Origin of the sequence: Pseudomonas sp. R43(2017) (assembly GCF_002112345.1) — a bacterium.
Classification (GTDB): Bacteria; Pseudomonadota; Gammaproteobacteria; order Pseudomonadales; family Pseudomonadaceae; genus Aquipseudomonas; species Aquipseudomonas kribbensis.
Map to the genome: position 1 here is coordinate 877494 of NZ_NEHJ01000001.1, position 22261 is coordinate 899754.

A 22261-nucleotide genomic window follows, 5' to 3' on the forward strand; every position below is an offset into this window, starting at 1 on the left:
TCGTCCCCCGTTTCAGCAGACATCCGCGTTGGCGACCAGCGCGTACTGGCTGGCCATGTCCCGCAGGCGTTGCGCCTGTTCGATGAGCGGCAGATCGACCATTTCACCGTCGACTTGCACCGCGTGGCTGCCCCCGGCCACGGCGTTCAGGACCCGGTCCGCCCACGCCAGTTGGCGGGCGTTGGGCAGGTAGGCTTTCTGCACCGTGGCGATCTGCGCAGGATGGATACACAACTTGGCGCCGAAGCCCAGGGACCGGGCATAACGCGAGTCGCGCTCGACTATCGCCATGTCGCTGATGGCCGGGGTCACGCCATCGATCGGCGCCGGCAATCCGGCAACCCGCGAAGCCAGCACGATGCGATTTCGAGCAAACAGAAACGCCTCGGGAATCTGGCTGCAGTCGATGTCCAGCGAGAAATCCAGCGAGCCGAATGCCAGCCGCGCCAGGCCGGGAATCGCGGCAATCGCCTCGACCTGATGCAAGCCCTTGGCGGTCTCGATGATGGCGACGATTTGCAGTTCTGGGTTCCACTCCAGCAAGCGCTCAACCACACGGGACAAGCTCTCGGGGCATTCAGCCTTGGGCAGGAAAATTCCTGCGCAGCGCTCGGGGTAGCGCATGTCGCCCAACCAGGTCATGTCCTGACGAAACAGCGAACTGCCGACGCTGTTCAACCGGATGTAACGCTGGCTGGCGGTTTCGGGCGTGCTCTGCTGCCAGGCCCAGATCGACGCCCGGGCCACGGCTTTGCTGTTCGGATGAACGGCGTCTTCGAGGTCGAGAATGATCGCGTCCGGCCCGGCTTCGACCGCTTTGGAAAAGCGCTCCGGCCGGTTGCCGGGAACGAACAGGTAGCTGATGGGAAGCGTGGCGTTGGTGCTGTGACGAACAGTCATCGGGACTCTCCTGAGCGTGCTTCAGTCGTGGGTTTTCAAAAAAATTCGAACACCTGTTACAGGGGGAAAAACGGGCTGAATCCCGTTGTCTTGAATCAACCGTCAACACCTTGAATAACAAGGCGTTGACGGTTTTTAAAATCAACACGCGAGCGCTTACTTGAGCATGCGAACAAGCGGCTTCGCACTCCCCTGTTGTGTGTGTTCATTCAAAAATATTTGAAAACCTTACTTGATAATCGTTCCTGTTCGCAATATTGTTCGAGCCGCTGACAGGGTCAGGATTCAAATCAAGACCTGTGATTTTGTTCACGGAAAGTTCGGCGCAATGATGTCATTTACATGTCAGGTAATGGCACTTCAAAAGAGACAAGGCCATCAGTCATTGGCCTTCTCCTTGCCTGCCTGAACCTTAAGGAGTGGGGTTCTCATGAAACAGTTTTGTGAATATTTTATGAAAGAACATACCCCGTGTTTATTTGCAGAGTGGATCTGTCATCCGCCTCCACCTCTTTAAACCCTCGTATCTGACGAGCAGCAAGAACACAAAAATCGATAACGATTAGTTGTCGACCTGCACATGGCGAATATCGACGCCAGAGGTTTTCTATGCCTGAATTAATTGCGCCGCCAACTAAAGAAACAACAAAAATTCAATACCCAAAAGTGCTGAAACCGTTAATTGACCCTGTTATCGCCAATCTACTTAAACAATCTCCGGAAAAACTTGTTGAGCTCGTTAATCAACACGGATCCCCACTGAATCTGGTATGGCCACATGCATTTGAGGCCAACGTTCAGGCGCTGCAATCGGTGTTGAAACGGCACGAGGTTGATTACGCGATTTTCTACGGAGCCAAGGCCAACAAGTCGCAGTGTCTGCTTGCTGCGGCATCGGCTTCGGGCATCGGCACCGATGTGTCGAGCCTGTTTGAGCTGCAAGCGGCACTGCGCGCCGGAACGCCGGCGGAACATTTGTGTGCGACCGGGCCGGCCAAAACGGCAGTGTTTCATCGCGCGCTGATACAAGGCGGTTCGCTGATTTGTGTGGATTCACTGGAAGAGTTCAGCCATCTCAAAGCGCTGCTCGATACTTCGCAACCACCGGCCAAAGCCCGGATTCTGCTGCGTTACAGGCCGACAAGTTGCCCGGCGAGCCGCTTCGGAATGGGCGCGGAGGATTTGTTCCAGTGCCTTCAATTCCTGGTCGAGCAGCGTGAGTCGTTCCACTTCGAAGGGTTCCATTTCCACCTCGGCGGCTACGGCTACGAAACCCGTGTACAGGCTTTCCGTGAAGTCACCGGCTTCATCGATGCAGCAAGGGAAATGGGCCTCGACCCGGTCATGATCGACATCGGTGGAGGCCTGCCCATGCGCTATGTAGACCCGCAGGATTACAACAGTTTTTTGCAGAACGACAACAACCCGAGTCATTATCAGACCCGCCGAGTTCCCGACTCTTTTTATCCTTATGGCAGCAATCTGACGGCTTGCCAGTGGCTGGAGTTATTCCTGGAGTCGGATCACACCTCGGGAAAAACCATTGCCGGTTACTTGAAGAGCCAGAATATAAGACTGGCACTGGAGCCGGGCCGAAGCCTGGTGAATCAAGCAGCCATTTCAGTATTCCGCGTTACCCGAACCAAACAACTGCCCGACAACAAAGTTGTGATCTTCGCCGAAGGCAGCAGTTTCAGCGCGTGCGAAACATGGTTTTCGTCTGAATACCTTGTCGATCCAATTCTTATTACATCAAAAGAATCGAAACCTGTTCCCATGCAAGCCTACATCGCCGGCCATAGTTGCCTGGACGATGATGTGATCACACACCGCATGATCAACTTCGACACATCGCCACAAACCGGCGATTTATTGATCTACGCCAACACCGCCGGTTATCAGATGGACTTGCTGGAAAACGAATTTCATCGCCATCCGTTGCCACAGCGACTGATGGCAACATGTTGTACGGAAGGTAACTACGCATTCACACCTGACTATTAAGGGAAGACGTCCAGATGATACTGAATAAAGTTTCGGATCTTATTGGCAATACACCAATGTTGGGCATCGATGTTCCGGATACCAACGCCAGGCTTTTGCTCAAGATAGAGAAGAACAACCCCGGCGGCAGTATTAAAGACCGTATGGCGCGAAACATGGTGCTGGCGGCGCTCAAGTCCGGAAAGTTGAAACCCGGTGGTGTGGTCGTTGAATCATCCTCCGGCAATACCGGCATCGGTCTGGCCATGGCGGCCGTGGAGTTCGACCTGCATTTCATTGCCGTGGTCGATCACCATGCGGCGCAGGACAAGATCGCGGTGATGAAGGCACTCGGTGCCGAGATCCGCTTTGTCGCCGGAACCTATCGGGAAGACGAAGTGGCTGTGGTCGAGCGTCAGCGGCTGGCTGCCGAACTGGCCTCACAGATCCCCGGTGCGGTGTTCATGAACCAGTCCGACAACGCGGCCAACGCCGGCGGCTACAGCGATTTCGTCCGTGAAACCATCGCCCAGGCCGGTGGCCACATCGGTGCCTATGTCGGTTGCGTCGGCACCGGCGGCTCGATGACCGGCATCGCACGGGGGCTGAAACTGCACAACCCGGACATCGTCACCGTCGCCGTCGAGCCGGCCGGTTCCATTGTCTTCGGCCATCCGGGCTATCCGTATTACCAGTCGGGAACCGGTACTCCCGCTGGCGACACCGTTGGCCTGGTGCTCGACTACAGCTGCATCGATCTGGGCCTGCAAGTCACCGATTCCCAGGCCTTCGAAACCGCCCGCTACATCGCGCGCAATCTGGCCCTGCTGGTCGGCGGCTCGACCGGCGGTGCGATCTACAAGGCGCTGGAACTGATCCACAAAGGCACGTTGACCGGCAATGTCGTGGTGCCGATTGCCGACGGCGGCGAAAAATACCTGCACACCGTGTTCGACGACAAATGGCTCGAAGAGCGGGACCTGCTGGACCCGGGCGTAGCACCGCAACTGGATAGCTGGCTGGGCAAGACCCGCTGGCTGGAATCCGACGCCACTCCCCTGCAATTGAGCGTCGCCTGACGCGCCTCCCACACAGGAAAGTCTCTGTATGAAACCGCTGAAAGTCGCTATCTGCGGCGCAGGCCGGACCGGGCATCTGAATGCAATTCTGTTTAAACAGCTGCCCAATGTTCAGGTCTCGATGCTCACCAACAATCAGGAAGTGGTCGACCGGCACCTCGCCAACCTGCCGATGCAGGCGCTGATGCCGGACGGCTCGACGCTGAGCGCACGGCCGGATCAGGTCAGCACCGACGCCAGCGTCGTGGTGGCCGACGCCGACATTGTGATCATCACCGTACCGGCCCACGCTCGACCGCAAACCCTGCAAGCCATCGCGCCGCATTTGAGTTCGAGCAAACCGGTGTACGTCGGCGCGATTCCGGGCTTCTGCGGCTTCGACTGGCTGGCGGAAGCCACGCTGGGTGAACGTTCGAACGTGGTGATCTGGGGCATGAAGGACGTGCCACACACTGCGTTCGATCTGAAGCCTGGCGTGTCGGTGAAGATGGGCGGCGGCAAGAGCCAGTTGTATGTCGCACTGCACGACCGGGAATCAGCGCAATCACGGCAACACCTGGAGGAAATCCTCACGACGCTTTACGGCCCCTGCGTGACGATGCTCGACAATTATCTGGAAATCACCCTGACACCGGGCAACCCGATCATGCACAGCTCGGTGATTTACGGGTTGATCGGTCCCTACGGCCAGTGGCACCGCAAGATCTTCCCGCAGCGCATGTGCTGGTGGACCGAGTGCCCCGAGCTGGGCGCCTATTTTCTCGAACGCATGGATCAGGAAAGTCAGGAGCTGTGCGGCGTGATCAGCCAGCGCCTGGGCATCGACCTGTCGTCGGTGAAATCCCTCAAGCAGGAAATCGTCGAAGCCTACGGCGAGCAGATCCGCGATCAAAGCAGCATGTTGTCGATCCTGCGTACCAACCAGGCCTACAACGACATCCTCGCGCCGATGATTCCGGCCGACGACAACCGCGCGGGTTACGTGATCGAACGCGAAAGCCGCGCCTTCAATGAAGACGTTGCCTACGGCCTGGTGCTGCTGGTGGAAATGGCCCGGCGCTTCGAGCTGAAAGTCCCCTATATCGAAGAAGTCCTGCAATGGAGCGTTTCCTACATGCAGGGTTTGCGCGACTCGGCGCTCGACTACTTCCCCCGCCATTGGCCGCGCACGGCGTGAGCGGGTTCAACATTTCATTAATTTCTCGACGAGCAGATAGCTGATATGGATGACTTCAAGACACTCATCGCCTACTCCCGCAAGAACGCCCTGCGACGGATGATCCGTTGCCTGTTTGCCGAAAACATTCTGGATCGCTCGGGGCTGCGCTTCTCCGAGGCCGGCAACGAGGCCACGTACGCGCTGAAAGATGGCCGATCCCATGTGTTCTTTTCCAACATCGCCAAGGGTCCGGCCGACACCGTGGTCAATGACGGCGACGTGGTGCTGGTGACAGATGAAGGCGTACGCCAGGTGATTCACACCCATCACGACTTGCTGGATGTGCTGCGCGACAGCTTCGATTTCGAACCGACCGATGAAGGCATCGCCGGGCTCAAGTCGGACATGGAAAACAGCCTGATGAACGACGCCCATGCGCGTCAGCATCGTCAACAATGGAACGCACGACTGGCCGCCGCCGCCCGGGAACAGGGCCTCGACAGCCTGACCGATTACCTGCGCCAGCACGCCAGCACCAAGGACGCCGCGATCCTCCTCGACCAGTGGGGTTCGCTGGAAGGTCACCCGTATTATCCGACCTGGAAAGCCCGACCGGGCCTGAGCGACGAAGAAGTCGAGCAACTGTCGCCGGAGTTCAACGCCCAGGTGCCGCTGCGCATTGCCGCGCTGCGGGCCGACATGGCGAAAAGCGAAAGCATGCCCCACGTCACCGACTATCACAGCTGGTTCGCCAGCAACTTCCCGGCGCAATGGGAACAATGGAAAGCCTCGCTCAACGACAAAGGCCTGGACGAATCCGAGTGGTTGCCACTGCCGATTCACGCGTGGCATTTGCAGGCTTACGTGCTGAAAAACTTCGCAGCGGAAATCGCTGAAGGCATCCTGATCACCGACGGCCCGGACATCCAGACCCTGCCGACCATGTCCTACCGCACGATGATGCCGGTGCTCAAGGAGAGCGCACCGCTGATCAAGTTGCCGATTGCCGTGTGGATGACCAGCGAGCTGCGCAGCCTGCAGGCCAAATCGATCCACATGGGGCCGCGTATCAGCACGGTCATCACGAAGATCCTCGAAGTCGAAAACGGTTTCGGGCAGCGACTGGAAATCTTCCCGGAAGAAATCGGTGTGCGCTACAAGAACGCGATCACGCAGGACGACCACCCTGGCCGGCATCTGTCGGTGGTGTTCCGTGCCAGCCAGCAAGCGTTCGAGCGCTCCGACGAGTGTCTGCCGATCACCGTCGCGTCGCTGTTCACACGACTGCCCGGCAACGGCCGACCGCTATTCACCGAGTTGATCGAGCGTGACGGCGTTCGGGCCAATACCGCTCAAGTTGAAGACTGGTTCCGCCAGTACGCCAAAGTGGTCACCCACCCGGTGGTGGCGATCTACCTGATGTACGGCATCGGGCTTGAGGCGCACCAGCAGAACACGATGGTGCTGTTTTCCCCGGATGGCAAAGCACGTAGTCTGCTGATCCGTGATTTCGGCGACGGCAGGACCTACGCTCCGTTGCTGGAAGGACGCGGCTACACCCTGCAACCGCATGTGCAGCCGGGCATTCTGCCAACGGTGTTCGAGGGCGATATCGAGCCGGTGCGCATGTTCGTGCTGGACGCAGCCTTCCTCACGCACTTGCATGAAATGGCCCTGTGGCTGACCAAGGAGTACGCGCTGGACAACAACCGGATGTGGGACATTCTGCGTGAAGAGACCGAACTGGCCTTCGCTGCGGTGCGCGAGCGTGTAGCGCCGCAGCTATGGGAAGTCGAACGCAAGGCCTTCCTCAATGATCCGTGGCCGACCCGTTCGTTGTTGCGCATGCACATGATGCAGTACTCCAACTACCGGATTCAGCACACGCTGACCAACCCGCTCAATGTCGTTCAATAACCGAGGCTGACCCATGACCCATGCAGGTGCCATCGCGGGTTCGCGCGTAAGAGTCCTGATTTATCTTCTGTTCGCGATCCAGCTCATTTCGATGGGTGCGATGGAAATGAGCGGGCCGTTCTGGCCCGTCCACCTGCGTGGGCTGACCTCGTCAGACTCGCTCTTCAGTTTCGCCAGCATCGCCGTGTACGTCGGGCCGATGCTGGGCATTATTCTGACCAGTGCATTCTGGGGCCGTATCGGCGATCGCTACGGCCACAAGATGATGATGATCCGCGCCCTCGCCGGCCTGTCGTTGACCCAGCTTGGGCTGGCCCTGTGCAGTGACATCTGGGTGATCCTGATCCTGCGTTTCCTGCAAGGCGCCTTCGCCGGCTACATCGCCCCGGCCCAGGCTTATGGCGTGAGTATCGAAGCGCCGTCGCGGCGGGCGCGACTGTTCGCGATCCTGCAGATTTCCACCAACGTCGGCTCGTTGCTTGGCGCAGTGGTCGGTGGATTGATCCTCGATTACGCGACGTTCTTCTGGATCAATATGATCGCGGCGGTGTTGTGCGCGATCTGCACCGTGGTCGCGGCCGTCACGCTGCCGGACGTGCCGCCGGTGAAGAAGGCCCCGGTCGCGGATACAGCGACGCCAGGCAGTCACAGTGGCAGCGTCTGGCAAGGTACGCCGCTGCTGTCGCTGCTGGGTGTCATGGGTATCTTGCTGCTGGCGCGGATGCTGCCGCAGACCTCGTTCTCGCTGTACGTCAGCTCGGTGTTCGAGGTCAGCAATTCGGTGGTCGGACTGTGCTATGGCTTGCTGGCGCTGGGCTTCATTCTGTCGGCAACCGCGTGGTCGCGATACTTCGAGCACCGCAGTCAGCAGGACACTCTGCAACGCATCACCTATGTCGTGATCGGCTGCATTGCGCTTACGGCACTGGCCGGCGTCACGCGTAATCCGATCGTGTTCGTCGGCGCCTACTTCATCTGGGGCGTATTGCTGGGCGCTACGACGCCGGTGCTGATGGCCCTGATCTCCAAGACTGCCGACAGCTCGCGCCAGGGCTACGTGCTGGGCATTGCCCAAAGCACTGCGCAATTTGCGTCCATCGCCGGCATCTCGACCGGCGGGCTGCTCAGCCAGGTCTATGGTTTGCAGTACACCTACCTGTTTGTCTGCCTCGCCTACATCCTCGCGCTGATTCCCATCGTTGCGTTGCGCTATCGGCCCATGGTCATGCAACCGAGCCAGATCCCGCCGGGCGACTGATCAAGGAGTTTGCTTTGAACATTGAACAACTGCGCGCCGACACACCAGGCGTCGGGCAACTGATTCATTTCAACAATGCCGGTGCGGCGCTGATGCCTGACCCGGTGATTGAGGTGATGACCCGTCATCTGCAACTTGAAGCCCGGATCGGCGGATACGAAGCCGCCGGGCAGCAATCCGTTGAAGTGGAAAATGTCTACGAAGACATCGGCCGACTGATCAACGCCCGTCCCGAAGAAATCGCGGTCATCGAAAACGCGACCCGCGCCTGGGACATGGCCTTCTACTCTTTGCCGCTGCGGCCCGGCGATGTGGTGCTGACATCAACCACCGAATACGCCGGCAACTACATTCCCTACCTGCAACTCAAGCAGCAGCGCGGGATCGAGATCAGGGTCATTCCCAATGATGAACAGGGCCAGGTGTCATTGCCGGCGCTGCGGGACATGCTCGACGATGATCGGGTCGCCCTGGTGTCGCTGCCGGTGATTGCCACCAATGGCGGCCCGGTGCAGCCCATCGAACAGATCGGCGCCCTCGCCCGCGCCGCCGGGGTTCTGTTTCTGCTGGATGCCTGTCAGGGCGTCGGGCAGATGCCCATCGATGTGCAGAAAATCGGCTGCCATATGTTGGCAGCCACCAGCCGCAAATACCTTCGTGGCCCTCGGGGCATGGGGTTTCTCTATGTCGAAAAAACCTTGTGCGAAAACCTCGAACCGGCATTTCTCGACCTGCACGCGGCGTCATTGCTGACCCCGGACACCTTCAAAATTCGCGGCGATGCCCGGCGCTTCGAAAACTGGGAATGCAACGTTGCCGCGAAACTGGGCATGGGAGCGGCGGCCCGTTACGCCCTGACGCAAGGCATCGAACCCATGTGGCAACGCATTCAACGATTGTCGGCGCACCTGCGCAATCGCCTGGCCGACGTGCCGGGAGTTACGCCGAAGGACATGGGCGCCATCAAGTCAGGCATCGTCACCTTCACCTGCCAGGACACCAGCGCGGCGCACGTCAAGGAATGGCTGGCCGGCCAGGAAAAACGTATCAACGTCACCACCTCGACCTTCCGCTCGACGATGCTCGACATGCAGCAGCGGGACCTGCTGGAAGTCAGCCGCGCATCGCTGCACGCCTACAACACCGAGGCCGAAATCGACGCCATGGTAAACGCGTTGTTGAGAATGCCCCGCAGCTGAAAACGGATGCTGATTCGCGCTTGCGTCGCGGGCTCTTTGTACACTAGCATTGGGAATACTTCTCAATTGCAAAACACTGCAGCCATGAGCGAAACCCTTCCCGCGAACAACGACAACCATCTGCGCGTGATCGAAGCGCTGTACAGCGGCCATCATGGCTGGCTGTACAACACGCTGAAGAAAAAACTGGGTAACGCCATGGATGCGGCGGATCTGGCGCAGGACACCTTCACCCGGATCCTCGCCTCCCAGGTCACGGCCATCGAACAACCCCGGGCTTACCTGAGCTGCGTGGCCAAGGGCATTCTGATCAACTGGTATCAGCGCAAGGCACTGGAACGCGCCTACCTCGATGCCCTCGCGCATTTGCCGGCGCCGGAAGTGCCTTCTCCAGAGCTGCGTTTCGTGGTGCTGGAAACCCTGCACGAAATCGACGCGATGCTCGACACCCTTCCGCCCTTGGTCAAACGCGCGTTCCTGCTGTCGCAGATCGGCGGCTTGAAATACGCCGACATCGCCGAGCAACTGGACGTCTCGCTGATCACCGTCAAGCGCTACATGAAACAGGCTTTCGTGCAGTGCCTGATGCTGGTGGAATGAATGCTCACGCGTCGCAATGAACCGCCGCTCGATCCGAAAATCCTCGAAGAAGCCGCCGAGTGGCTGATGCGCCTGAGCGAAAACGACCTCAGTGAAACCGAGCGCGCGGAATGGGAATACTGGAAAGTCAGCAGCCCCGAGCGCAATCGGGCGTGGGCCCGCGCGCAGTTGCTGCAAAGCAAGTTTGGCGGTTTACCCCCGGCGCTGGCGATGTCGGCGCTGGATCGCCCGAGCAACCCGGAGCGCCGTGCAGCCCTTGGCAAACTGGCCTTGCTGCTGGCAGCGGTGCCCGCCGGTTGGGGCAGCTGGAAACTCGCGCAATCGCAGCAATGGTCCGCCGATTACCACACTGCCGTGGGCCAGCGCCGCGAACTGACCCTGGCCGACGGCTCACAAATCACCCTCAACACCGACACGGCCATCGACGTTCTGTTCGACACCCGACAGCGCCTCATCAATCTGCGCGAAGGCGAAATCCTGGTGCAGACCGCACCGGACAACGCCGCGCAACCTCGACCCTTTCTGGTCAGCACCCGTCAGGGCCGGATGCAGGCGCTGGGCACGCGTTTCACCGTTCGTGAATGGCAGCCGCGTACCCAACTCGCGGTACTCGAAGGCGCCGTGCAGGTCGAATTGGCCGACAACCCTCAGCGCACACCGATCATCGTCAACGCCGGGCAACGCACCGACTTTTCATCACAGGCCTTTGGCTCACTGAACCCGACCGACCGCAACGTCGGTGCCTGGACCCAAGGCATGTTGATGGCCGACAAGATGCGCCTGGCGGATTTCGTCGTCGAACTCGCGCGCTATCGCCGGGGTTTCGTGCGCTGCGACCCGGCCATTGCCGACTTGCGCATTTCCGGGGCCTTTCCCATCAGCGATACCCAGCGTTCGCTGAACATGCTGGCGCAGACCTATCCCGTGCACGTCTCCGGGCACTTGAGCGGTTACTGGGTGACGCTCTCACCCGCCTGAGCAAAAAAATCACCGCACAGGTGATACTTTTTTTGTTCTCGGCTGGCAATGAAAGGAACAACCATTCCACCTCGTCCATAGGGTCATCCCTTCATGCTCGTTGCACGACCCTTGCTTCCGGATCGTCTGCTAAAGCCCGTTATACGCAGTGTGCTGCTCAGCGTCGCGCTGGGCCTGTCCGGCGGTGCGTTCGCTTTGGCTGCCGAGCCGGCTCAACTGGACGCGGTCACTATTCGAGCCTACAACATCGCTCCGGGGCCGCTTGGCGTGACCCTCTCGAGTTTTGCAGTGGACGCCGGGATTGCCCTGTCGTTTCAGCCATCGATCACTGAAGGCCTCGTCAGCCCGGGATTGTCCGGCAGGTACTCGATTCAGGAAGCGGTGTCCCGGCTGCTGGAAGGCAGCGGTCTGGAAATGGTCGCCCGCAGCGACGGCACCTGGACACTGGTGGTACGCCGCGTCACGTTGTCGGACACCACGGTCGAAGGCATCGACCAGCGCACTGACAGCCTGCCATCGGTGCTGCCGGGCGGTCAGGCCGCTCGGGGCGGACGCCTCGGTATCTTGGGCAACCGCGATGCGATGGACGCCCCGTTCAGCGTCAGCAGCTACACCTCGACGCTGATCAAGGACCAGCAGGCGGTCACGGTCGGAGACTTGCTCGAACGCGACTCTTCGGTGCGCTCAACGGGACAGGCCGGCGGCATTGTCGATTCGTTTTTCATCCGTGGTTTTCCGGTCGGCGAAGGCAACCTCGGTGAACTGGCGTTCGACGGCGTGTACGGCGTGGCCTCCAACTACCGGGTGTTCACCGAATACGCCGAACGCATCGAACTGGTCAAAGGCCCCGCCGCCCTGCTCTACGGCATGTCGCCCAACAGTGGCGTCGGCGGCGTGATCAACGTGGTGCCCAAGCGCTCGCTGGACGAAGACCTGACCCGATTTACTGCCAATTACGCCTTGAACACACAAGTGGGCAGCCACCTCGACATCAGCCGCCGCTTCGGTGAAGAACGCCGGTTCGGCGTGCGAATCAATGGCAGCATCCAGCAAGGCGAAACGGCCATCGACAAGCAATCGAGAGAAGTCGGCATCGGTGCCATTTCCCTCGACTATCAGGGCGAGCGTCTGCGTACCACCCTGGATCTGATCAACCAGAAAGAATCATTCGACGCCGCTTCCCGGCCGTTCCTGATCGCCCCCGGCGTGGACATTCCTTCGGCGGCCAACGGACGCACCAGCGTCAGCCAGGAATGGGGCTGGTCGGATACCCGGGACAAATCGGCGTTGCTCGGTGGCGAATACGACCTCAACGACAACCTGACGCTGTTCGCCCACGCCGGTGGCGGTCGATCGGACGTCGCGCGCATGTCCGACCAGACCCCGACCATCGTCAACGCAGCGGGCGCCACCTCGTCGATCCCCGGCTATTACAAATTCGAAGTCCAGCGCTACACCGTCGATGCCGGGGCACGCCTGCGTTTCGACACCGGGCCGATAAGCCACAGCACCGCCCTGCAAGTCACCCGTTATCGCGATGAGCTGGCGCGGGGCATCATTTCCGGCCCGGCGATCCTGTCCAACATCTACCACCCGATCGACCGCCCGAAACCTGCAATCGCCAAACCCGATACACCCAAAGTCTCGCAAAGCGAACTGTCGGGCGTGGCCCTTGCCGACACCCTGTCGGTGCTCGACGAACGCGTGCAAGTCACGGTCGGGTTGCGCCAGCAGAACATCAAATCGGATAACTACAACGCGGCCGGCTTCGTCACCACCTCCTACGACAAGAGCAGATCCACGCCGCTGTACGGGGTTGTGGTCAAACCCTGGGATCACGTCGCGTTCTACTACAACTACGTCGAGGGCCTGAGCAAAGGTGACATCGCGCCTTCCGCCGCTTCGAATGCCGGCGAGATCTTTTCTCCCTACGTTTCCCGGCAGCAGGAGCTTGGGGTCAAGCTCGACTACGGCAGCTTCATGTCCACCCTGGCCCTGTTCCAGTTACAGAAACCCAGCGGTGAACTGGCCTCGGGCGTGTTTTCGGTACAGGGCGAGCAACGCAATCGCGGGGTGGAGCTGAACATGGCAGGCGAAGTCACCCCGGGCACTCGCCTGCTCGGTGGCGTGACGCTGCTCGACGGAGAGCTGACCCGAACCAGCGTTGCCGCCAATCGCGGCAACAAGCCCGTGGGGGTGCCAGAGGTGCAGGCCAACCTCTGGGCCGAATGGGATGTCCCGAAAGTCGAAGGCCTGACGCTGACCAGCGGCGCCATCTACACCGGCAGCCAGTACGTCGATCAGGCCAACACGCAGAAACTGGATGACTGGACCCGTTTCGACGTCGGCGCCCGCTACGCCACGCGCATCGCCGAACGGCCGACCACTTTCCGGGCCACCGTGCAGAACGTGTTCGACCGCGAGTACTGGTCGGGCGTCGCCTCCTATGGCGCGTTCTCTCAAGGCGCGCCTCGGACCTTGTTGCTCTCCGCCACTGTTGATTTCTGAAACGTCCGGCCCGGTGCGGCGCCTGGCGTCGTGGTCCGATCCGGCTTTTGCAAAGGCATACACCATGGTTAATGTTTTTCGCCGCCGCCAGACCTTCGCTGCCCTGCTGTTCGCCGGGCTGCTGGGTTTGTCGTTGTCTTCCTTGATGCCGAGCAGCGTGCAGGCTGCCGAACCGGATCCGGCACTGGGCACCGTGACTGATTTGCAGGGCCGCACGGTCAAGGTTCACCTGCCGGTCCGTCGAGTGATCCTGGGTGAAGGTCGCCAGTTGTATCTGGTGGCCGCACTGGATACGCAGAACCCTATCGAACGCATCGTCGGCTGGCGCAAGGACCTGATCCAGTCCGACCCGGACACCTACAACGCCTACCTGCGCAAATTCCCCGACATCGCAAAAATCCCGACCTTCGGCGGCTTCGAAAGCGGCACCTTCGACATCGAGCAGGCAATCTCGCAAAAGCCTGACGTGATCATCCTCAACATCGAAGCCCAGCACGCGACCGAGGATGCGCGTTACATCGAGAAACTCGACGCCCTCGGTATCCCGGTGGTGTATGTCGATTTTCGCAACAACCCCATGCAGAACACCGAGCCGACCATGCGCCTGTTCGGCAAGTTGTTCGGCAAGGAAGAACGCGCCGAAGCCTTCATCGATTTTCGTAACCAGCAGATCCACCGCGTCACCGACGTGATCGAGAAACACCACCCGGCCCGCCCCAGCGTGTTCATCGAACGCATCGGCGGCTACACCGATGATTGCTGTCTGAGCTTCGGCAACGAGAATTTTGGCCTGTTCGTCGACATGGCCGGCGGCAACAACATCGCCCGCCGCATCATCCCGAGTACGTTCGGGCAACTGAACCCCGAGCAAGTGATCGTCGCCAACCCCGACCACGTCGTGGTCACCAGCGCCGACTGGGAAGCCTTTGCGCCGGGCGGCCATTGGGTCGGTGTCGGCCCGGGCGCGAACCTGGCCGAAGCCCGGCGCAAACTGGCCTGGTACACCCAGCGCCCGGCTTATGCCGGGATCAAGGCGCAGAACACTCAGGCGTTTCATGCGATCTGGCATCAGTTCTACAACAGCCCTTACCAGTTCGTGGCCATTCAGCAATTGGCCAAATGGTTTCACCCGGAACTGTTCGCCGATCTTGATCCGGATGCCGCGTTTCGCGAGTTGCATGAACGATTCCTGCCGGTGCCGTATGAGCCGGGCTATTTCGTCAGTCTGCAAAAAACCGAGGCCAAACCATGAGTTCGCTGGGCGAAGCACCGATTGTGCAGAGCGTCACCTACCGGCGGCTGGTGCTGCGTAAACGGCTGATTCTGCTGGGGCTGGCCGTGCTGCTGATCTTCAGTGTGTTGCTCGACCTCGCCCTCGGTCCGGCAAAATACAGCCTTGGTGAAGTGCTCGAAGCGCTGTTCTCGCCGGATACAGCTTCGGCGCAGGTTCGGGTGGTGATGTGGGACATCCGCCTGCCGGTGGCGCTGATGGCGGTCGCTGTCGGCGCGGCGCTTTCGCTGGCCGGGGCACAGATGCAGACCATCCTCAACAACCCGCTCGCCAGCCCTTTCACCCTCGGCATTTCTGCGGCGGCCGGTTTCGGCGCGGCGCTGGGACTGGCCTTCGGCGTGGCGCTGTTTCCGCTGGCGGCGCAATACATGGTGCCGCTCAACGCGTTCATCATGGCGATGCTCTCGGCGCTGCTGATCCACTTCATGAGCATGCGTCGTGGCGTGACCGCCGAAACCATCGTGCTACTCGGCATCGCCCTGGTGTTTACCTTCAATGCGCTGCTGGCGCTGGTGCAGTTCTTCGCCACCGAACAGGCCGTGGCGGCCGTGGTGTTCTGGACCATGGGCAGCCTGACCAAAGCCTCCTGGCCGAAACTCGGGGTGATCTGCGTGGTGATCCTCATTACCCTGCCAATCTTCGCCAAACGCGCGTGGGCGATGACGGCCCTGCGCCTGGGGGATGACAAGGCTGCCAGCTTCGGCATCAACGTGCGCAGCCTGCGCTTTCAGACGCTGATCATGGTCAGCCTGCTCGCGTCGTTTCCGGTGGCGTTCGTCGGCACCATCGGCTTTATCGGGCTGGTCGGGCCGCACATTGCGCGCATGCTGATCGGCGAGGATCAGCGGTTTTTCCTGCCGGCCTCGTTGCTGACCGGTGCGCTGATCCTGTCCGCCAGTTCGGTGGTCAGCAAGACCCTGATCCCGGGGGCGATATTCCCTATTGGCGTCGTCACGTCGCTGATCGGCGTGCCGTTCTTCATTTCTCTGATTCTCAACGGGAAGAAAAACTCATGGTGAAGCTGCGGCTCGAAAACCTCGGGGCCGGTTACGGCCAGCGCGAGATCATTTCCGGTGTCAGCACTGCGACGTTTACCGGCGGCCAGGTCGTGGCAGTGGTCGGGCCCAATGCGGCAGGCAAATCGACATTGTTCAAACGCATGGCCGGGCTGATCGACGGGCCGGGCGAAGTGATTCTGGAGGGCTCGAAAAAAGGCACGCAAGGCATCAGTTACATGCCCCAGGGCCTGAACGCCAGCGCCCGGCTGACGGTGTACGAATCAGTGCTGCTGGCGCGCAAGCAACTGACGCCCAACTGGTCGGTACACGACGATGAATTGCAACTGGTGGACGAGATTCTCGATGCGCTCGGTATCACCGGACTGTCGTTTCGCAACCTCGGGGAATTGAGCGGCGGCCAGCAACAGTTGGTGTCAATCGCCCAGACCCTGGTGCGCGAGCCGGAAATCCTGCTGATGGACGAACCCACCAGCGCACTCGACATGCACCGGCAGGTTCAGGTGCTGAACTTCATGAAAGCCCTGGCGCGCCGTCGCGAGGTGATCGTGTTCATCGCCATCCACGACCTGAACCAGGCGCTGCGTTTTGCCGATCAGGTGCTGGTCATCGCTGGTGGCACGGCCCATGGCAGCGGGCCGAGCCATGAGGTCATCACCGAGCCGATGCTGCGCACGGTCTACAAGGTCGAGGCGCGGATCGAGCAATGCAGTCGCGGGCAGCGCCATATTCTGATCGATGACATTGTTTGAGGGTTGCCCCGTCAGATCGCAAAGGCAGGGATGCCGAAGCTGGTGGGTGACGGGGCAAAACTTCAGGCAAGCGAAACCAGTTTTGATACGCAATTGCCGGATGGACTGGGCGCTCTCCTGATCGCCGGCCAGGCTCAAATGTCCAGCTCTCGTGTCGCCTCTTTATCGGGTGGCAACACAATAAAATCCCGCCATGCCATCAAGGCTTTTTCAAAGGCTTCCAGACTTAGAAATTCACAATAATCGTCTTCCATCAGGAAATAGATTTTTACGCAGTCCTTTGAAAACTCTGATCCCCAATCTTCACGCCCCCAGCGATCGAATTCGACCTTTGACTCCTTCACCGATTTGATCCGTGCCAAACCCACGTCTATCCACTCCAGCGAGTGTATGTGCCCGCAGCCCCCATCATCGGTCAGGATGCAAGACAAAGGGCTCCCACCATCGTCCTTCACGACGTTTGAACTACAGTGCGGAAACAAGTCGTCGAATGCTTCTTCCCACGAGAATCGCAATTTCATTTTTTGGTTCCAAGCACCAGAAATAACTGATCGACAGGGTTTGACACTCAAGCACCAGCCTCAGAGCAGACTCCACGACACCCCGACATACATCGCCATCCCCTCGCCCGGCGTCGAGCGTGCGGCGTCCAGCCCTTTATCGTCGTAGCCCGGCGTAACGGTAGCGGCGTAGTGCTTGTCGGTCAGGTTGCGCATGTCCAGCCAGGTCTGCCAGTCGCCTTTGGGTGCGTTGTAACCGAGGGTCGCGCCGAAGGTGGCGTAAGGGTCGGCGTAGTAGCTGTTGGCGTAATCCACAGCGACTTTCGACACCAGTTGCGTGTTGACGGCGGCGAAGAAGCCCTGCGGGAAGTCGTAGCGCAGTTCGCCCTGGTAGTAATGCATCGGCAGGCCCGGCAGGCGGTTATCACCGAAGCGATCGTCATTGCGGTAGTGGAAGTCGCTGAAGGTGTAGGCCTGGCGCAGGCTCAACTTGCCGCCGTCGTTCGCTGACCACAGATGGCTGTTGAGGCTGGCTTCAATACCTTGGTGCACGGTCGGGCTGGCGTTGAGTTCGTAAGGCGTAGTCGCGTTGGCGTCCGGCAACACCGAAAGCAGTTCGTGGCGCACCTGGGCGTAGTACCACGCAAGACTCCACTCGCCGAGTGCGCTGTCGCCACGACCGCCGAGTTCCAGAGTCGTCGCCGTCTGGTTTTGCAGTTTGACCGGGTCACGCTGGGTGCCGGTGGCGGCGCCGCTGCCGGCCGGGAATCGTACGTTGGAGCTGTAGATCAACGACCACGGATGCGGCGCTTCGACCGAGCGACTGAGATTGCCGAACAGTTGCAGGTCCGGCGTCACCTGATAACGCAGCCCCAGACGTGGCGCGTAATCCCAATCGCCGAGGCTGGTCTTGCCGCCTCCGTCGGGGTAAGTCACGGCACTTTCGCGGCGGGTGTAGATCGCGGCGAGGCCGGTTGTCAGCCACAGGTCGTCGGCGATTTCCAGATCGTTGCCCACGTGCAGGATAGAATCCGAACCCTGATAAGTGAAGTTGCGCATGTGGGTGCCCGGCGCGTAGCGGGCGGTGTTGCCGGTGGGAATCCGCACCAGTTCGCTGGCACCGTCATTGGGCAGGTGTTTGGTGACTCGCAGGCCCACGGTGCTGTTGCTCTCCATGCCCCAGAGCGTGTCGCGGCGCTTGTAGTCGAACGTGCCGCTGACATCGGTGTATGCGACCTTCAGGCGATTGGGGCCTTCGCGCAGGTCCATCGGGTAATCGTGATAAACCAGACCGGTCTGGATGCTCGAATCATCGTCGATGTAATACGTGGTCTTGTTGCCAATGAAGGTGCTGCCGGGCTGATCGCGGCTGTCGTTGCGCGTCACGTAGGCCGGGTTGGCCGCACGCGGATCGTGTTCGATGGAGTGCTTGGTCACCCGCCCGGCGAGGTCGTTGTCGGTCTCGCGGTGACGGATGTAAAAACGGGTTTCCAGATTCGGATTGAAGCGATAACCGAAATTGGCGATCACGCCCTGGCTCTTGCTCGCGGTGTGATCCTGATAACCGTCGGAGTGCGCGTCGGTCATCGACAGGTAGTAATCAAAGTCGCCGAGCACCTGACCCGAGCTGACTTGTCGCTGGGCATAACCGTGGCTGCCCATGACGTAACGCACATTCAGCAGCGGCGCGTTGTAGCCGGTGTGACTGACGTAATCGACCGCCCCGCCGAGGGCCAACGCGCCACGGTCGAAACCATTGGCACCGCGCAACACTTCCACATGGTCAAGCCACAGTGGTTCCAGCAATTCATAAGGCGTACCGCCGGGGCCGGTCAGCGGCAGACCGTCGAGCATCGTGTACAGCCCCGACGCGTGGGCGCCAGGAGCCCGATTGATGCCCGAGCCGCGAATCGAGATTTTCACCCCTTCGTTACCCGCAGACTGGGCATACACCCCAGGCTGATAAGCGAGTACATCCTGATTGCTCGCCACCCGCCCCTGCAACGGAGCGCGCATATCGACCACATTGGTAGCGCCGGGGACTTGCGCAAGCCGGGATTTGGCCTCTTCCACCGAAAGATCTTCGCCAGTCTGTTCTTCAGCCCCGATCAACACCTGCCCCAATTCCATGCCCTGAGACTCGGCTTCGACCGGACAGGCAAGGGCCAGCCCCAGCAGTGCAGCGGGCAGGGTTTTAAGCGAGGGCATCGAGAGAACTCCAGACAGACAGTTACGGGCAGTGAGAACTGCGACGTATGAATGAACGAAGTAAACACATGGCGATTTTGTTTTTTGTCAGGTAAACAGGCGGCTGAAATGCTGGATTGTGATTTGAACGAAGGAGATGCAGGGATGGCCGAAGCAGTATTGAAGACGAAGCTGGCCAATTTTCTGGCCCCCAGCGGACTCTGGGTTGGCGGGAAGGTGACGGTGACCCACTCCACGATTTTCATGAACGCCAATGCCATGAACCGTATGGTTCAGGACGGGGTTCTGGATATTGAAATCCCCATGGCATCGATTCGAAAGGTCAGTCTGGAATGGGGGTTCTTGACCAGGATTGTGAGTCTGGAAACCGACTACGGCCACTTTTACTTCCGTTGTTTCGGGGCGAAAGAGATGGTGTCAATGATTACCAAAATGTACGTGTCGCGGGCCTTGCAACGCACCTAGAGAACGAGTCTTGTCCTGCTTCCCTGGCACCTGCGGTTCTCACTGATCGGCATCAAAGGCTCAGGGCCAATCGCCTTGGCTGCGGCCAGTACCACGCTGCGCAGCCACTTCGAAGCCTGCGAGCGATGTTTGCGCGCATGCCACAACTGGTAGTAGCGCAAGGGCTGCGCCGGCACCGGAAACGGCTCGATCCGCAGCGGCAGCAATTCGGTGTAGTGCTTGGCAAACGAACGTGTGGTGGTGAACACCAGATTCGATTTGACCAACACATAAGGCGCAATGCAGAAGTACGGCAAAGTCGTTTTGACGCGCCGGACCAGACCGCTTTTCGCCAGTTCGGCGCCAATCGTGCCCTGCCCGGACGCATTGTGTGTCATCACCGCCAGGTGATCCGCTTCCGCGTAGGCTTCCGGGGTCAGCCCACCCCGTGCAATCGGATGCTCCTCACGCATCAGACAAACCAGATCATCGTCGCACAGGGGTTGCAGATGAAGATGCTCGGCCGGTGTTCGCCAGTTGCCGATCACCAGATCGAGAAAACCGTCCTCCAGTCCACGGGAGTAGCCGCCCTCGGCCTGCAGGTGCTTGAGCTCCAGCGTGGCGAACGGCGCCTGCGCATAAAAACGCTCGATGATAGCGGGCACGAAAAACACACTCAGGTAATCCGGCGTGCTGATGCGAAAGGTCTGTCGGGTGGTGGCGGGATCGAACAGATCGACCGGGTGCAGAATCTGCTCGATACCGTTCAACGCCTGCGAAACTGGCTCGATCAAGGTGAGGCCGTGCGCGGTCAGCACCATCCGGCTGCCGCTGCGTACCAGCAACTGATCGCCGGTCAGCTCGCGCAGCCTGCGCAACGCGACACTGATAGCCGGTTGGGTCTGCCCGAGCAGCTCGGCCGTACGCGACACGCTGCACTCCGTCAGCAGCGTATAGAGCGTGCGGATCAGCTGGACATCGCAGTTGGGCAAAGCGTTGGACACAGCAACCTCTTTTCCGGTGGACAGATTGACGTAGCGCTATATACAAGATGATATAGCGCTATTCATTTTCGCGTCCATGCGAAGGTTCACGTGCAGTGCTACCGCCAGTCCGGCAACCTTTTCAGAAGCTCGGCTTTTTCATGAACCGCACCGCCCATCAGGACGAATCCCAGCATCTGGCTCCGCTGATCCAGGTAAATGGACTTCACGTGAGCAATGCCTTTGTCACAACGCCCCGCCCACTCGGTCGACCACTCTCCCTCGGGGTTCATCGGCGACGCCACAATGGTCGGCAAGACACTTGTCTTGATCGTCACCGGCATGGCGGGATAGGCGACCGGCGTCGGCTGACCCGCCAGGGTTTGAGCCAGTGCCCGGGCCTGCAACATGATCGGCATCACATAGGGGAGCACCAGGTCATGGACTTGCGCGCAATCACCCAAGGCATAAACGTTGTCGGCGCTCGCACGCAGAAATGCGTCGGTGACAATACCGCCGGCAACCCGAATACCTGCCGCCCGCGCCAGATCGACGCGGGGTTCGAGGCCAATGGCACTCAACACGTAATCCGCTTCCAGCACACGGCCATCGGCCAGTTGCAACGCATACCCTTTACCCGCGCGGTTAACCGCAACGGGCGCATTGCCAAGCGCCAGGCGTACGCCGATCGACGCCAGCGCATTGGCCATTTCCTCTCCGGCCTCCGAAGGCAGCAGACGACTCAGCGGCCAGGTGGCCCGGTCGACAACCCACACTTCATGACCGGCATGCCGCAGATCATTGGCGAACTCGCAACCGATCAGCCCGCCGCCCAGAATGGCGATCCGGCTATCCGCGCTGATCTGCTGACGCAGGCGCCGGTAATCTTCCAGATCGTTCACCGTGATGATGTCGTCCACCCCGTCACCCTGCAGCGCAGGGCGACGTGCATCAGCCCCGAGCGCCAGCACCAGCGAGCGGTAGCGAAGTGGCTGGCCGTCGATGTAGATCAATCGGGCATCAGTGTCGATTCGTTCTACTGACGCGTGCGTTCTGATCTGCGCTTGCAGTTGCGCCGTCATCTGTTCGGCGCTGAAGGTCACCAGTTGATCCGGCAGGCGCCCGGTCTGGAAGGCATTGGACAGCGCCGGCTTCGAATAGAACTCGCCGCCGTCGCGGGTGACGATCAGGATTGGCGTGTCGCTTTCCAGCTTGCGCAGCTCGCGCGCCACGGTGTAGCCGGCCAGCCCCGAACCCAGAATGATCACCGGGTCGGATTGCTCCGGCATGGAGTTCGGCTCTGCACTCTGCCCAACCTGAATCATCTGAAAGTCAGCCTTCCCTACCCCGCACTCCGGGCAATACCAGCTTTCCGGCACGTCCTTCCAGCGAGTCCCGGCCGGGATATCGTGCTCAGGCATTCCCACGGCTTCGTCGTAAATGAAGCCGCACACAAGACATTCCCACTTGAACATGGTCGATCCTC

General features: G+C 60.1%; 18 protein-coding genes. 13 read left to right on the forward strand and 5 right to left on the reverse strand.

Translation table 11 applies throughout. The annotated features are described in order from the left end of the window. Window positions 1-12 precede the first annotated feature (12 nt). Complete coding sequence (locus CAG02_RS04060) at window positions 13-900, reverse strand: CoA ester lyase (protein WP_085708452.1); 888 nt, start codon at window positions 898-900, stop codon at window positions 13-15. Window positions 901-1509: 609 nt separating this feature from the next. Here CAG02_RS04060 and CAG02_RS04065 point away from each other — a divergent pair. From CAG02_RS04065 to CAG02_RS04120, 12 genes are all read left to right on the forward strand, one after another. Beyond that, a complete protein-coding gene (locus CAG02_RS04065) occupies window positions 1510-2904 on the forward strand; it encodes a Y4yA family PLP-dependent enzyme (RefSeq protein WP_085708453.1) in 1395 nt (464 codons plus the stop codon). 14 nt (window positions 2905-2918) lie between these two features. Then, a complete protein-coding gene (locus CAG02_RS04070) occupies window positions 2919-3962 on the forward strand; it encodes a PLP-dependent cysteine synthase family protein (RefSeq protein ID WP_085708454.1) in 1044 nt (347 codons plus the stop codon). A gap of 28 nt (window positions 3963-3990) precedes the next feature. Then, window positions 3991-5139 carry an NAD/NADP-dependent octopine/nopaline dehydrogenase family protein gene (locus CAG02_RS04075; RefSeq protein ID WP_085708455.1) on the forward strand — a complete coding sequence of 383 codons (1149 nt, stop codon included), beginning with the start codon at window positions 3991-3993 and terminating at the stop codon, window positions 5137-5139. A gap of 45 nt (window positions 5140-5184) precedes the next feature. After that, window positions 5185-7038, forward strand: a complete 1854-nt coding sequence (locus tag CAG02_RS04080) for an IucA/IucC family siderophore biosynthesis protein (RefSeq protein ID WP_085708456.1) — start codon at window positions 5185-5187, stop codon at window positions 7036-7038. A gap of 13 nt (window positions 7039-7051) precedes the next feature. Next, window positions 7052-8296 carry an MFS transporter gene (locus tag CAG02_RS04085; protein WP_085708457.1) on the forward strand — a complete coding sequence of 415 codons (1245 nt, stop codon included), beginning with the start codon at window positions 7052-7054 and terminating at the stop codon, window positions 8294-8296. 14 nt (window positions 8297-8310) lie between these two features. Beyond that, window positions 8311-9495: an aminotransferase class V-fold PLP-dependent enzyme gene (locus CAG02_RS04090; RefSeq protein ID WP_085708458.1), complete on the forward strand. Its 1185-nt coding sequence runs from the start codon at window positions 8311-8313 to the stop codon at window positions 9493-9495. An 84-nt stretch (window positions 9496-9579) separates the two neighbouring features. Further along, complete coding sequence (locus CAG02_RS04095; RefSeq protein WP_085708459.1) at window positions 9580-10095, forward strand: sigma-70 family RNA polymerase sigma factor; 516 nt, start codon at window positions 9580-9582, stop codon at window positions 10093-10095. Then, window positions 10096-11073 carry a FecR domain-containing protein gene (locus CAG02_RS04100; protein WP_085708460.1) on the forward strand — a complete coding sequence of 326 codons (978 nt, stop codon included), beginning with the start codon at window positions 10096-10098 and terminating at the stop codon, window positions 11071-11073. A 93-nt stretch (window positions 11074-11166) separates the two neighbouring features. Continuing rightward, a complete protein-coding gene (locus tag CAG02_RS04105) occupies window positions 11167-13581 on the forward strand; it encodes a TonB-dependent receptor (RefSeq protein ID WP_085708461.1) in 2415 nt (804 codons plus the stop codon). 64 nt (window positions 13582-13645) lie between these two features. After that, window positions 13646-14833: an ABC transporter substrate-binding protein gene (locus CAG02_RS04110; protein WP_085708462.1), complete on the forward strand. Its 1188-nt coding sequence runs from the start codon at window positions 13646-13648 to the stop codon at window positions 14831-14833. Beyond that, on the forward strand, window positions 14830-15891 hold the full coding sequence (locus tag CAG02_RS04115) for an iron ABC transporter permease (RefSeq protein WP_085708463.1): 1062 nt from the start codon (window positions 14830-14832) through the stop codon (window positions 15889-15891). The genes CAG02_RS04110 and CAG02_RS04115 overlap by 4 nt, the downstream gene beginning before the upstream one ends. After that, complete coding sequence (locus CAG02_RS04120) at window positions 15885-16640, forward strand: ABC transporter ATP-binding protein (RefSeq protein ID WP_085708464.1); 756 nt, start codon at window positions 15885-15887, stop codon at window positions 16638-16640. Before CAG02_RS04115 ends, CAG02_RS04120 begins: the two co-directional genes overlap by 7 nt. Window positions 16641-16774: 134 nt before the next feature. Here the strand turns inward: CAG02_RS04120 and CAG02_RS04125 are convergent, their stop codons facing one another. Together CAG02_RS04125 and CAG02_RS04130 are read right to left on the reverse strand one after the other, a co-directional pair. Further along, entirely contained in the window at window positions 16775-17161 is a 387-nt protein-coding gene (locus CAG02_RS04125) for a hypothetical protein (protein ID WP_085708465.1), read from the reverse strand. Window positions 17162-17221: 60 nt separating this feature from the next. Then, on the reverse strand, window positions 17222-19348 hold the full coding sequence (locus tag CAG02_RS04130) for a TonB-dependent receptor domain-containing protein (protein WP_085708466.1): 2127 nt from the start codon (window positions 19346-19348) through the stop codon (window positions 17222-17224). Between the two features lie 51 nt (window positions 19349-19399). On the opposite strand from CAG02_RS04130, the gene CAG02_RS04135 reads away from it, so the two are divergent. Then, window positions 19400-19813: a hypothetical protein gene (locus tag CAG02_RS04135; RefSeq protein WP_256576884.1), complete on the forward strand. Its 414-nt coding sequence runs from the start codon at window positions 19400-19402 to the stop codon at window positions 19811-19813. Here CAG02_RS04135 and CAG02_RS04140 read toward each other — a convergent pair. Next, on the reverse strand, window positions 19810-20796 hold the full coding sequence (locus CAG02_RS04140; RefSeq protein WP_085708468.1) for a LysR family transcriptional regulator: 987 nt from the start codon (window positions 20794-20796) through the stop codon (window positions 19810-19812). The two genes, CAG02_RS04135 and CAG02_RS04140, sit on opposite strands and share 4 nt — an antisense overlap. 98 nt (window positions 20797-20894) lie before the next feature. Further along, window positions 20895-22250 carry an FAD-dependent oxidoreductase gene (locus CAG02_RS04145; RefSeq protein ID WP_085708469.1) on the reverse strand — a complete coding sequence of 452 codons (1356 nt, stop codon included), beginning with the start codon at window positions 22248-22250 and terminating at the stop codon, window positions 20895-20897. Window positions 22251-22261: the final 11 nt, after the last annotated feature.